Origin of the sequence: Xanthomonas cannabis pv. cannabis, from assembly GCF_000802365.1 — a bacterium.
Lineage (GTDB): Bacteria > Pseudomonadota > Gammaproteobacteria > Xanthomonadales > Xanthomonadaceae > Xanthomonas > Xanthomonas cannabis.
The window spans coordinates 1-13411 of the sequence record NZ_JSZE01000079.1 but is presented as its reverse complement, the minus strand read 5'-3'; the positions used below and the strand labels follow the sequence as shown (position 1 = coordinate 13411).

9 protein-coding genes are annotated in these 13411 nt (G+C 65.8%); 8 read left to right on the top strand and 1 reads right to left on the bottom strand.

What is annotated here, in order from left to right:
* The first annotated feature begins 4 nt into the window (after positions 1-4).
* From gspN to OZ10_RS13835, 8 genes are all read left to right on the top strand, one after another.
* On the top strand, positions 5-712 hold the full coding sequence (gspN, locus tag OZ10_RS13870) for a type II secretion system protein N (RefSeq protein ID WP_202903017.1): 708 nt from the start codon (positions 5-7) through the stop codon (positions 710-712).
* A 387-nt stretch (positions 713-1099) separates the two neighbouring features.
* Positions 1100-1822, top strand: a complete 723-nt coding sequence (locus OZ10_RS13865) for a GntR family transcriptional regulator (RefSeq protein WP_184390039.1) — start codon at positions 1100-1102, stop codon at positions 1820-1822.
* A 43-nt stretch (positions 1823-1865) separates the two neighbouring features.
* A complete protein-coding gene (locus OZ10_RS13860) occupies positions 1866-3143 on the top strand; it encodes a sugar MFS transporter (protein ID WP_039414038.1) in 1278 nt (425 codons plus the stop codon).
* Between the two features lie 40 nt (positions 3144-3183).
* On the top strand, positions 3184-4251 hold the full coding sequence (locus OZ10_RS13855; protein ID WP_039414088.1) for a LacI family DNA-binding transcriptional regulator: 1068 nt from the start codon (positions 3184-3186) through the stop codon (positions 4249-4251).
* 6 nt (positions 4252-4257) lie between these two features.
* Complete coding sequence (locus OZ10_RS13850) at positions 4258-5286, top strand: SIS domain-containing protein (protein WP_039414035.1); 1029 nt, start codon at positions 4258-4260, stop codon at positions 5284-5286.
* Positions 5287-5288: 2 nt separating this feature from the next.
* Positions 5289-6443 carry an N-acetylglucosamine-6-phosphate deacetylase gene (nagA, locus tag OZ10_RS13845; protein ID WP_039414032.1) on the top strand — a complete coding sequence of 385 codons (1155 nt, stop codon included), beginning with the start codon at positions 5289-5291 and terminating at the stop codon, positions 6441-6443.
* Positions 6444-6764: 321 nt separating this feature from the next.
* Positions 6765-8132 (top strand): S41 family peptidase, encoded by a 1368-nt coding sequence (locus tag OZ10_RS13840; protein WP_202903016.1) that lies wholly within the window; start codon positions 6765-6767, stop codon positions 8130-8132.
* Between the two features lie 861 nt (positions 8133-8993).
* Entirely contained in the window at positions 8994-11600 is a 2607-nt protein-coding gene (locus OZ10_RS13835) for a TonB-dependent receptor (protein ID WP_425598952.1), read from the top strand.
* 231 nt (positions 11601-11831) lie between these two features.
* On the opposite strand, the gene OZ10_RS13830 is transcribed toward OZ10_RS13835, so the two are convergent.
* Positions 11832-13097 (bottom strand): multifunctional CCA addition/repair protein, encoded by a 1266-nt coding sequence (locus OZ10_RS13830; RefSeq protein WP_039415170.1) that lies wholly within the window; start codon positions 13095-13097, stop codon positions 11832-11834.
* Positions 13098-13411: the final 314 nt, after the last annotated feature.

The window sequence follows — 13411 nt, the reverse complement described above, 5'->3', positions numbered from 1 at the left end:
GGTGGTGCGCTGGATGCTGCTGAGCGGTGTGCTGCTGGTGGCGGGCGTGATCGCCACCCTGCCGCTGCGCCTGGTGCTGCCTGTCGACACGCTGCCGTTTGCCGCACTCGAAGCGCAAGGCTCGATCTGGAACGGCAGCTTGCGTGGGGTGACCTGGAATACGCTGGAGGTGGGCGATGTGGACGTGCACCTGCGCCCGCTACCCCTGCTGCGCGGCGAGCGCCAGGTGCAGCTGCGCTCGGCCACTGCGCAGCTGGTTGCCGTGCAGGGGGCACGGCACGGCGTGGAGCAGGCCAGCGGGCGCCTGCTGCTGCGTACGCCGGGCGGCGTGCAGCTGCTGGACCTGGCGATCGACCTGCGCGCCGTGCGTGCGGTCTTCGATGCCAGCCACTGCCTGCAGGCCGGTGGCGACGTCGCCGTGCAGGTGATCCCCAACGACGGCGGCGCGGCCGCCGGCGTGCTGTCCCTGCGGCTGCGTGGTACCCCGCGCTGCGTGGACGATGCCGTGGTGTTGACGCTGACGCCCGACGATGGCCTGCCGGCAGGCGTCCAGCTCGGCGCAGAGCTGCGCCTGCAGCGCGATGGCCAATGGCAGTGGCGCACCCAGGTCGACCCCGGCAGCGACAGCGCCCTGCAACTGGGGTTGCAACTGCTCGGCTTTACCCGGACCCCGGAACGCTCGCTGGTCCGGCTGGATCAGGGGCAGTTGTAGATCACGCGCAGGCTTGGGTCATCCCGCTGCCTGACCATCCACTGCGCTTTGGATCGCATGGTCAGCACCTGCAGGGCAGGGCGCCCCTGGCGATCTGAAATTGGTCTGATCCGAATGCGGCGATGTACGGCCGCGCCTCGCCCTTCGTCCCGCTCGCCGATCCCGAAACAGGCACCGAAAAGGCAGACCACGGACCCACCGCGCCGTAATCAGCAGTTCATTGCGCCAGGTGCGGCGATGCCTGGCCGCCGCGGACCGAAACCACTCTGTCGGACCAGCCAGGGGCAGGGCTGGTGCGCTGGCGTCGATTGGTACTATATTGGACCTATCGAATTGGGCGGGCAGGATTCAACAATGGCCAAGGCCAAGGCGGATGCCGACAAGCGACTGGACGACCTGCAGCTGGACGCATCCGCGCCGACCCCGCTGTACCTGCAGTTGGCAGGGAAGCTCACTGACGCCATCCGTGGCGGGCAATGGAAGGCCGGCGAGGCGCTGCCGGCCGAGCGCCAGCTGTGCGAGCGCCTGCAGATCTCGCGGGTGACCCTGCGCCAGGCGGTGGATGTGCTCGTCGAACAAGGCCTGGTCTCGCGCCGGCAGGGCGCCGGCACCTTCGTCACCACCCAGATCCAGCATCAGCTCAGTGGCCTCACCAGCTTCAGCGAAACGCTGCGCATCAAGGGCTACGAGCCCGGCACGCGCTGGCTGGAGCGGCGGTTGCGCCCGGCACACGGCGAAGAAATCCTGCGACTGGGATTGTCGCCGGATGCGGCGGTGGCCTCGCTCACGCGCTTGCGCAGCGCCGACGACCGCGTCATGGCCTACGAGCACGCGGTGCTGCCGCAACGCATCGTCGCCGACCCGCAGCAGATTGGCGATTCGCTGTATAGCTACCTGGACGCGCAGGGCACGCCGGTGGTGCGCGCGCTGCAGTATTTCCGCGCGATCAATCTGCCGGCGCGGCTGGCCGAACACCTGCGCATGAAGACCGGCGAGGCGATCCTGCACGTGGTGCGCGTGGGCTATGCCCGCGATGGCAGCGCGATTGAATTGACCGACACCTATTGCCACAACGACTTCTACGATTTCGTCGCCGAACTGCGCCGCTGACGCCGACGGCATCCCCCACGACAACCTCAGAGCCCGCCGATCCATGACTACCGCCAGGCCCGCAAATCCCGTTGTCTCGATCGCCATCGTCGGCGTGCTGTTTTTCATCATCGGCTTTTTTACCTGGATCAACGGGCCGCTGATCACCTTCGTGCGGCTGGCGTTCGATCTCAACGAGGTCAACGCATTTCTGGTGCTGATGGTGTTCTACCTGTCGTACTTCTTTCTGGCCTTGCCCTCGTCGTGGATTCTCAAGCGCACCGGCATGAAGAAAGGCCTGGCGCTGAGCCTGGTGGTGATGGCGGTGGGCGCGGCCGGCTTCGGCCAGTTCGCCACGCAGCGCTGGTATCCCGGCGCGTTGGCAGGGCTGTTCGTGATCGGTAGCGGCCTGGCCTTGCTGCAGACCGCGATCAACCCCTACATCAGCATTCTGGGGCCGATCGAAAGCGCCGCGCGCCGCATCGCGCTGATGGGCATCTGCAACAAGATCGCCGGCATCCTGGCGCCGATCCTGATCGGCTCGCTGGTGCTGCATGGCATCGGCGATCTGTCCGCGCAGGTGGCCAGCGCCACGCCGGCCGCCAAGGAACAGTTGCTCACCGCATTCGCGGCCAAGATCCACGCGCCATATCTGGTGATGTCCGGGGTGTTGCTGGTGCTGGCCATCGGCGTGCTGTTCTCGCCGCTGCCCGAGCTCAAGGCCTCCGAAGCCAATGCCACGCCCGGCAGCGCGGCCGGCGTGCAGAAATCCAGCATCTTCCAGTTCCCGCACCTGTGGCTGGGCGTGCTGTGCCTGTTCGTCTACGTGGGTGTGGAAGTGATGGCCGGCGATGCCATCGGCACCTACGGCCACGGCTTCGATCTTCCATTGGACAGCACCAAGCTGTTCACCTCCTACACGCTGGGCGCGATGTTGCTGGGCTACATCGCTGGCCTGGTGCTGATCCCCAACGTCATTTCGCAGGCGCGTTACCTGAGCGTGTCGGCGGTGCTGGGTGTGCTGTTCTCGCTGGGCGCCTTGCTCACCCACGGCTACGTGTCGGTGGGCTTCGTGGCTGCGCTTGGGTTTGCCAACGCGATGATGTGGCCGGCGATCTTTCCGCTGGCCATTCGCGGGCTGGGCCGCTTCACCGAAATCGGCTCGGCACTGCTGGTGATGGGTATTGCCGGCGGCGCGATCATTCCGCAGCTGTTCGCCATTCTCAAGCAGCACTACGACTTCCAGGTCGTGTTCGCTGCGCTGATGGTGCCGTGCTATCTGTACATCCTGTTTTATTCGCTGCGCGGTCACCGCGTGGGCCTGCCGGCCCAGGCCAAGTGAACCCGCCGGCATGATGCGTTCCGACGAACAAGGCACACCCATGCGCAGGCCCACCATCAAAGACGTCGCCGAGCGCGCCAAGGTCTCGTTGAAGACCGTGTCGCGGGTGATCAACAACGAGCCCTCGGTAATGCAGGCCACGCGTGCACGCGTACTGCGTGCCATTGCCGACCTCGACTACGAACCCGACCCGTCGGCGCGCAACCTGCGCAGCGGCACGCCGTTCGTGATCGGCCTGGTCTACGACAACCCCAACCCGTACCACATCATCGGCATCCAGAACGGCGTGCTGGCCGCCTGCCGCGAAACCGGCTTCGGCCTGCAGATCCATCCCTGCGATTCCACCTCGCCGCTGCTGGCCGAAGAACTGGCCGAATGGGTGCAGCGCTCGCGTCTGGCCGGCGTGGTGTTGACCGCGCCGATGTCCGAGCGCCCGGAACTGCTCGCCGGCCTGGCCGCGCGCGGCATCAAGAGCGTGCGCATCATCGCCTCCACCGAAGACCCTGGCGATGGCCCGTGCGTCTACATCGACGACCGCGATGCCGCGTATGAAATCACCGAGCATCTGATCCAGCTCGGCCATCAACGCATCGGTTTTCTATGGGGCGGCCCGCAGCACCGCTCCAGCGGCGAGCGCTACGCCGGCTACGAAGCGGCGTTGAAGGACTACGGCATTAACCTGGACAAGCACCTGGTGATTCCCGGCGACTACACCTTCGACGATGGCTTCCGTGGTGCGCGTCGGCTGTTGTCGCTGCGCGAACCGCCCACGGCCATCTTCGGCAGCAACGACGAAATCGCCGCCGGCGTACTGGCGGCGGCCAAGTCCACCGGCATGAACGTGCCGTACCAGCTGTCCATCGCCGGCTTCGAAGACAGCCCGTTCTCGCGCCAGTCGTGGCCGGCATTGACCACCGCCAAGCAGGCCACCGAAGACATCGCGCGGCATGCCGCACGCTTGTTGATCAGCCAGTTGCGCAGCGATGCCTACGACGACCAGCCCGCGCAATTGCAGAACCGCGGCTTCGTGCCGCAGCTGGTGGTGCGCGGCTCCACCGCACCGGCGCCTGCATCCACCGGCAAACCCCTCCCCCCCGAATCCGCCTGAGCCACGATGAGCCTTCCCACCGAAACCGACACCTTGATGTTCCGCGAGGCGGCGCAGACCGCCGACGTGGTCGCCGCACAGTTCGCCCGTAATGCCGACACCGTTGCCGCGCTTGCGCAGTCGCTGCGCGACAACCCCCCACCGTTCGTGGTGACCTGCGCGCGCGGCAGTTCCGATCACGCCGCAACCTACGCCAAGTATCTGTTCGAAACCCAACTCGGCATCGTGACGGCCTCTGCATCGCCCTCGGTGGGCTCGGTCTATGCAGCGCCGCTGCAGTTGCGCGGCGCGCTGTATATCGTGATTTCGCAATCGGGCAAGAGCCCGGACCTGCTGCGCAATGCCGAAGCGGCCAAGTCCGCCGGCGCGCGCGTGGTTGCCCTGGTCAACGTGGAAGATTCGCCGCTGGCGCAGCTGGCCGAGGTGGTGATCCCGCTCGGCGCCGGCCCGGAAAAAAGCGTGGCCGCCACCAAGAGCTATCTCGCCTCGCTGGCCGCGGTGCTGCAATTGGGCGCCGTGTGGAAGAACGACCCGGCCCTGCTCGCGGCGGTGGATGCGTTGCCGCAGCAACTGCGCAGTGCCTGGCAGGCCGATTGGTCGGCACTGACCACCGGTTTGACGCCCGCGCATAACCTGTTCGTGCTGGGCCGCGGCCTGGGCCTGGGCGCGGCGCAGGAAGCGGCCTTGAAGTTCAAGGAAACCTGCGGCCTGCATGCCGAAGCCTACAGCTCGGCCGAGGTCAAGCATGGCCCGATGGCGCTGGTGGGCCCGGGCTTCCCGGTGCTGGTGTTCGCGCAGCCGGATGAAACCGGCGCCGGCACCCGCGCGCTGGCCGAAGAATTCCGCGCACGCGGTGCGCAGGTGTGGCTGGCGGCGCCCGATGGCGATCTGCCGCTGGCCGACGCCGTGCATCCTGCCTGCGCACCGCTGCTCACCGTGCAGAGCTTCTACCGCGCGATCAATGCGCTGGCGCTGCAGCGCGGCCATAATCCCGACCTGCCGCCGCACTTGAACAAGGTTACGGAAACCGTTTGAACATGGATGCTTCCCGCACTCAGGCATTATGCAACGCACGCGTACTCACCGACGACGGCCTGCAGGATGGCCTGGCCGTATTGCTGGACGGTGCGCAGATCCAGGCGATCGTGCCGGCCGATGATGCACGCGTGGCGCAGGCGCACACGCGCGTGGATCTGGGCGGCGCCACCTTGTTGCCTGGCTTCATCGACATCCAGGTCAATGGCGGTGGCGGGGTGTTGTTCAACAATGCACGCGACCCGCAGGCATTGGCCACGATCGCCGCGGCGCATCGCCGCTTCGGCACCACCGGCATGCTGCCCACGCTGATCAGCGACACTGCCGAGGTGATGGCCGAAGCGATCGATGCAACGCGTCAAGCCATCGCTCAAGGCGTGCCCGGCGTGCTCGGTATCCATCTGGAAGGCCCGTACCTCAGCCCCGCGCGCAAGGGCACGCACGACGCGCACAAGTTCCGTGTGCCGGATGCGCACGAGATTGCGGTCGACACCTCGCTGGACAACGGCGTCACCCTGATCACGCTCGCGCCCGAGCGCGTGCCGCTGGACGATATCCGTGCCTTCGTTGCCGGCGGCGCGATCGTGTTCGCCGGCCACACCGCGGCGACCTATGAGCAGGCACGCGACGGGATTGCGGCCGGCGTCAGTGGTTTTACCCACGTCTACAACGCGATGTCGCAACTGGCCGGACGCGAGCCCAACGCAGTCGGCGCGGCGCTGGAAGACCCCAATGTGTGGTGCGGCGTCATCGTCGATGGCGTGCACGTGCATCCGGCCAGCCTGCGCGTTGCCCTGGCGGCCAAACCGCGCGGCAAGGTGCTGCTGGTCACCGACGCCATGCCGATGGTCGGCAGCGACAGCCCCAGCTTCGACCTGTACGGCGAAACCATCACTGCGGTGGATGGGGTGGTACGCAATGCCGACGGCGCTCTTGCTGGCTCGGCGCTGGACATGGCCGCCGCCGTGCGCAACAGCGTGCGCTGGTTGGGCGTGGATCTGGCCGAAGCCGCACGCATGGCGTCCACGTATCCGGCGCAATGCATCGGCCTGGGCGACCGCCTGGGACGCATCGCACCCGGTTACCAGGCCGACCTGGTGCTGGTGGATGCAGATGTGCAGGTGCTCGGTACCTGGGTCGCCGGGCGGCGCGACTGACGCTACGCATGATGGTTGCCTCTGCTTTCGGGCAGGTGCATCCCATTGACTGTGTCTGCCGGTGGCAATGAGGTCTGGCCTTTCCGGGCATAGTGCTGACGTCGGCGCGTCTTTGCTCGCCGGCCTGTTCGTCCAGGCACTGCTGTCATGACAGCAGCGCCGATCCGCCTGCCGGGCATCCGTTCAGACGGGTTGCGGTGCCCTGGTTGCGTGCGGATCAGCGCCTGAATCATAGTCGCTGCGCCTGGCTGGCGTTGCCATCCACCCTGGGCACGCCGCTGCTGCTAGAGTCGCGATCAACGCAAGGACAAGGCAGTACCGATGAGCAACGCACGGATGCGCTGGTGGCTGGCGGGGTGTTTGCTGTTCTGCATGCACGCGACCGCTGCAGCGGCGGCCCCCTGGCGGCTGGTTGCCGGCGGCACGGACTACCAATTGGAGGTAGCGCAGGGGGATGTGCAGGCGTCCAAGGGCGCCCGGCTGCGTCTGACCGCCGGTGCCAAGCGCACGGCGGCGTTTGGTGCGGTGGCCGTACATCTCGATGCCCTGCCGCTGCGTGGTCAGTCGTTGGCGCTGGATGGCCTTTTGCACGCATCTCAAGCGATGCAGGGTGCAAACCTGTGGATGCGGGCAGTTGATGCGCAGGGCAAGGTCTTGGCATTCGAAACCTCGCAGGCTGATCGGGTGAGTGGCAGTGCTCAGGCACAGCGTCGCATTGCGATGCAGATTCCCTCGCAAGCAAATCGATTGGCCGTCGGCGTGGTGCTGCGAGGGGATGGTGCGGTTGAGGTGACTGGCTTGCGGCTGACGCCGCAAGCCAGCGTTGACGCTGCATCGGCGGCCGCGATCCTCGACGTCGCCATCCCGGCCATCCGTGACCACGCATTGCAGCGCACGCGCATCGACTGGGCCACCCGCGAGCCACAGCTGCGCGCGCAGGCCGCAGACATGCGCGAAGCTGACGCGTATGTCGCCATTGACGCACTGATCGCCGAGCTCGATGACGGCCACAGCTTCCTGACACGCCCCACGGCGCGGCGCCAGGCGGAGGCGCGCGCTGCCGCGCGACCCGCAGTGCAGGCACGCTTGCTGCAACCGGATGTGGGCTATGTCGAGGTGACCGGCCTGATGACCTCTTCCAGTGACGTGAGGGGTGCCTATCAACGCGCGCTAGCCGCCGCGCTGGATAGCATGGCATCGCAAGCGCGCTGCGGATGGGTCATCGATCTGCGACAGAACACCGGCGGCACGATGTGGCCGATGGTCAACGGGTTGCAATCGTTGCTGGGTGATCAGTCACTCGGGTACTTCGTCGACTCAGCAGGGCAGCAGACGCCCTGGCATGCGAGGCCGACTGCCGGCGCGCACGCATCGCAAACCGAGCGTCCGGTAGCCCTGCTGATCGGGCCACACACGGCCAGCGCAGGCGAAATGGTCGCCATCGCGTTCCGTGGCCGCCCGGCAACGCGCAGTTTCGGCCAGCCGAGTGCGGGGCAGACCACCGGCAATCGCTCGGTCGATCTGCCCGGTGGTGGTGTTCTTGCAATTGCCAGCACTGCGACGCAGGACCGCAATGCACAGCGTCTGGATGGCGCATTGCAACCGGACGTGGTGCTGGACCCGCAGGTCGATGCCGTCGCTGCGGCGGCGCAGTGGCTGCGGACGCAGCGATGCGCGCAAACGCATTGATGCCAATACCCGTCAACAGGTGATCGCAGCAGCATCTGTGTGATGAGTGCATGGTGCGTGCGGAGAGGCGACCTTCCGCGGAAGCTTGCGCAAACGAATCGATGCGAATCGCTTGTCATGACCGCAACAGGTGGGTACCGGTGCCATGGCGAGCATTCCACGCTTGCATAGTGTTAGGCGTGGCGAGCCGAAACTATTGAGTGAGACATCAACGCGCGTACCTCACCACGCAACCACCGTGTCTTGCATCGCAACATTTCACCGCGCAGCATTTCTGCGTCACGCTGTCTGGCGCAATGGTCTACATGTGCAGCGTCCGGACTGCGATACAGGTCACGCTGCTATTCTATTATCGACGGCGACCACAGCGTATTTCGCACAAATCCAGGCATCTCCGAGCATTGGTTGACAGCGCCGCTGTCGGAAGGCACCTTCGCTGATAACGTTGTCAGCGAACAGGAGCCTGTTCAATTCGGTCACTTCATTGCCAGCCGCCCATGCTGCGGTCTGGTAGTCCGATCTGCACGCGGACTGCGCGTGTGGGTCATTGCTTGCATTCCGGCGCAGGGGACGGAGTGCAGCACCGCGCGCGCCGCGCTCCAGTGCAACCCATCGGTTGCGGCCTGACGTCTCCGCCACGAGGTCAATGCAATGCTGTTTCCCCGTTTGTTGTCGTTGTCTGTCGACTCAATCTGCACCACTGCCGCGCAGCCGATCCCCGCGCATGATCGTTGCGCTTCGGCGCTGTCCACTGTCCCCGCTAATCGTGTACCAACAATCACTGCGATCGCCGGCCCGATGCAGGGCGCAGGCGCGCCTGCGCGCACTGCGGCGCGCAGGCAATCGCCGCAACGCGCGCCATTGGGCGTTGCGGTCCGCGCACTGTTGATCGGGGGCGCCGCACTGAGTGGCGCGCTGGCGCTCCCTGCATCTGCGCAGCAGCAGCCCGCACCATCGCAGCCCGCAACGGCTGCTGGACAACAACAGCCGCCCGCCAATCCTGCGGTCTCCACCCTGGACGAAATCAAGGTGGTGGGCTACCAGGCCAGCCTGGGCAAGGCGCTCAACGTCAAGCGCAATGCCGACGCGATCGTGGACGCGATCAGCGCCGAGGACATCGGCAAGTTCCCTGATACCAATGTGGCCGAATCGTTGTCGCGCCTGTCCGGCATCACCGTGGATCGCCAGTTCGGCGAAGGCGAAAAAGTCAGCATCCTGGGGACCGATCCGGCGCTCAACCGTGTGCTGCTCAACGGCCAGACCATCGCGTCGACCAGTTGGGGCGGCGACCCCAACGACCCGGATAGCCGCTCGTTCAACTACAGCACGCTGGCGCCGGAGGTGGTGGGGCTGATGGAGGTCTACAAGACGCCGGAAGCGCGCATCGACGAAGGCTCCATCGGCGGCACGGTGATCGTACACACGCGCAAGCCGCTGGACCTGGAGCGCAATACGCTGACCGGCACGGTGAGCTACGGCTACAACGACCGTTCCGAGGAGGGCAAACCCAACGCATCGGCGCTGTACAGCTGGAAGAACCAGGACGAGACACTTGGCGTGCTCACCTCGGTGATGCATTCGCAGCGTGTCCTGCGCCGCGACGGCGTGGAGATCTTCGGCTATGACGACGTCGCAGGTGCCGGGTTTCCGCCGGGTGTGGTCGGCAACAACACCGGCGTGTTTCCCACCTCGATCAATACCGCGCTGTTCCAGCAGACCCGCAAGCGCGACGGCGTCAGTGCGGCGCTGCAATGGAAGCCCGATGCCGACTTCGAGCTCAATCTGACCGGTTTGTACGTCAAGGAAAGCTTCGACAACTATAACCAGAGCCGCTATGGCTACTGGGGCTCCAACCCTGGCGATGCGCAGGCACTGGGCTTCGAAAATGGCGTGGCCACCTCCGGGACGTTCGGCGATCAATCCACCACATTCCTGGATGGCTACCTGCGCAACAGCGATGTCACCACCGGCAGCATCCACCTGCGTGCAGACTGGCATGGCGATGGCTGGAATGCATCGAGCCAGGTCGGCTACACCAGCTCACAAGGCGGTGCCGAGCGCATCTACGGCATCCAGTTCCGTAACCTGGCCGGCTACAGCTACAACATCGACGGGCGCCGCACCGCGATGGACTACAGCACCGACCCCACCAATGCAGCGGCGATGCAGCTCAACAACGCCTCGGCCAGCCATAGCCCGCAGTACGACAAGGAGCGTTACCTGCAGCTGGACTTCGACCATGCGGTGGAGTGGGGGCCGTTCACCCAGATCCTCACCGGCATCAAGCTCACCAACCACGCCACCGGGCAATCGTCCTACAGCCGCACCTGGGCACCGAACGATGGCAGCACGCTGGCCGATTTCTCGCCGGGCATCACGCCATCGAGCTACCTGGACGGCCTGTCCACCAGCGCCGACATGCAGCGCTGGTCCACCATCAATCGCGGCGCCATCAGCCAGTACATCAGCGGCCTGGAAGGCGATGACGGCTTGCCGATCAGCTATGCCGGCAACTACAGCATCGAAGAACAGAACCGCGCCTGGTTCCTGCAGGGCAACTTCTCCGGCGCGCGCTATCGCGGCAATATCGGCGTGCGCTACGTGCATACGCGCGACTCCACCGATGGTTTCAGCTACGCACCGGGCGGCAGCTACACACCGGTCAACTTTCTCAGCAGCTATGGCAAATGGTTGCCGTCCTTCAACATCGCCTATGACCTGCGCGACGATCTGCTGCTGCGCTTTGCCGCCTCCAAGGTCATTGCACGGCCGCGCTACACCAACATGACCCCGTATGTGGCCACCGACGACACCACGCTGACGGCGTCCACCGGCAATCCCGGCCTGAGCCCGTACGAATCGACCAATCTGGGCGCTTCGGTCGAGTGGTACTTCTCCGACAGCAGCCTGCTCAGTGGTGAATTCTTCTCGCGCGATATCTCCAACTACATCCTGACCACGGTGCAGGACCGGGTGTTCTTCAATAACGCCACCGGTGGGTCGAGCACGTACCAGACCTCGGTGCCGACCAATGCAGGCGATGCCAAGGTGCAGGGCGTGGCGCTCAACCTGCAGCACAACTTCGGCAACGGCTTCGGCGTGGTGGCCAACTACACGTACTCCGATTCCAGCACCGATGGCGATTACAGCCTGCCGTACAACTCGCGCAACGCCTACAACATCAGCCCGTACTACGAGCAGGGCAAATGGAGCGCGCGGGTCAACCTGGGCTGGCGTTCGGAATACTTCACCCAGATTGGCCGGCTCAACGGCCAGCAGATGACCGATGCGTTTACCCAGGTGGATGCCTCGTTCGGTTACCAGGCCACCGAGCGGCTGCGCGTGGCGCTGGAGGCCACCAACCTGCTGGATGAAACCTACTACAGCTATATCGGCAACAAGAACCAGCCGTACTACATCTACAAGAACGGCCGCTCGTTCATGCTGAGCCTGAATTTCAAGATGTGATGGAGACGGAGCGGCTGCACGAAGCAGTCGCTCCAGCGTCGGTGCCGCACAGAGCGCAGGTCACGGCCGGCTCATCGCGTGATCAAAAGCCAGTGACACACCAGCGATGACGCAGCCCGGCAAGGCCGTTGCGCCGCTACAGTCTCACGCAGTCACGTTGCGCAGCCGCCCGGCTCTGCACGGCCCGTGCCGCCGAGTGCAGCCAGACCCCTGATGCGCCGCCGCGCCCGATCAAGGTGCGGCAACAGACTCCGTGCCGCCGCCGCGTCTGTCGCCGCCGCGCGCAGCAGCAATCGCGGCGATGCGTGCCCTGGCCAGTGCTTCGCCGATCTGCGGGCCTTGCAGGCCTTCGGCTGCCAGGTCGCGTGCATTGATCGCCAGGGCAGCAGCGTGCAGCCGTGTGAGTTCGGCTCCTTGCGGGTACGGCATGTCGGCGCTGCCCAGCCTGCCCCGCTTGTCGGCCTCGCACACCAGCGCCAGCTGCGCGATGCGTTCGGGCCGCCGGAATCCATCGCAGCGCGCCAGCAACTCGTGCACCGTGCGATCGCGCAGTTCCGCCAGACGATGCACGTTGAGATGCTCGCGGCAGGCGGTGACCGCAAGCTGACGATGGTCCTGCGGCACCTTGAGGCGTTCGCACAGCGCCTGCAGCGGCGCGACCCCGCGCTGTTCGTGCATGATGTGGCGCGGCCATTGGTCCGGCGGTGTCAGCGCCTTGCCCAGATCGTGCGTCAACGCGGCAAAGCCGATCAGCGCATCGCCGGGCGCCAGCCGCGCGGCCACGTCGCTGACCATTTCCTGATGCACGCCGGTGTCCACTTCCGGATGAAACTCGGCGCGTTGCGGCACACCGTACAGTGCGTCGATTTCCGGCAGGATCACGCGTAGCGCATGCGTTTCATGCAGCGTGCGCAGAAACGCCGAGGGCCGGGCGCAGGTCAGTGCACGGCGCAGTTCCTGCCATACGCGCTCGGGCACCAGGGCGTCCAGCTCGCCGCTGGCCGCCATCTCGCGCATCAGCGCCGCGGTTTCCGGGGCAAGGCTGAAACCCAGCGGCGCCAGTCGCGCCATGAAGCGCGCGGCACGCAATACCCGCACCGGGTCTTCGACAAAGGCCGGGCCCACATGCCGCAGCACCCGTGCCTGCAGGTCGCGTGCACCGCCGTACGGGTCCACCAGCTCGCCGCTGTCTTCGTCGCGTGCGATGGCGTTGATGGTGAAGTCGCGCCGCAGCAGATCTTCTTCCAGCGTCACCGATGGATCGGCATCCACCACGAAGCCGCGGTAGCCGCGGCCGGACTTGCGCTCGGTGCGCGCAAGGGCATATTCCTCGCCGCTGCGCGGATGCAGGAAGACCGGGAAGTCCTTGCCCACCGGCTTGAAGCCCTGTGCCTGCATGTGCGCCTGATCGGCGCCCACCACCACCCAGTCGCGGTCGCCGGGCGGCTGGCCAAGCAATGCATCGCGGACGGCGCCGCCAACGAGATAGATCTTCATCGCCACATGATGCCCGATGCGGTGCTTGCGTCGAAACAAGGCGCGGCCAGCGCTGTCGGGTTTTGCTTGGGTGTGGTGCCCGGCGGGAGCATCGCGTAGATATCGGTGTCTGCAAGCGATTGCTGCGGATGGATGATGCGCCAGGCGTCTGGTCTGCGACTTGGTTGCAGGGCCCTTGGCCGCCCACCGTCGCGGGACACGCCGTGAATCCGTCCGTGGAGCAACTGTGTTGATCAGGATCTCGATCCGCGAGCTCTGATCGGTTTCCTTCAGGCGTGTTCATCCATAGGTGGCGGCCGCTGGCCGGCACGCTT

Bases quoted from the DNA above. Each gene is read 5' to 3' on its own strand.
- OZ10_RS13860 (WP_039414038.1), top strand. From the start codon at position 1,866: ATGACTACCGCCAGGCCCGCAAATCCCGTTGTCTCGATCGCCATCGTC.
- OZ10_RS13855 (WP_039414088.1), top strand. From the start codon at position 3,184: ATGCGCAGGCCCACCATCAAAGACGTCGCCGAGCGCGCCAAGGTCTCG.
- OZ10_RS13850 (WP_039414035.1), top strand. From the start codon at position 4,258: ATGAGCCTTCCCACCGAAACCGACACCTTGATGTTCCGCGAGGCGGCG.
- nagA (WP_039414032.1), top strand. From the start codon at position 5,289: ATGGATGCTTCCCGCACTCAGGCATTATGCAACGCACGCGTACTCACC.
- OZ10_RS13840 (WP_202903016.1), top strand. From the start codon at position 6,765: ATGAGCAACGCACGGATGCGCTGGTGGCTGGCGGGGTGTTTGCTGTTC.
- OZ10_RS13830 (WP_039415170.1), bottom strand. From the start codon at position 13,097: ATGAAGATCTATCTCGTTGGCGGCGCCGTCCGCGATGCATTGCTTGGC.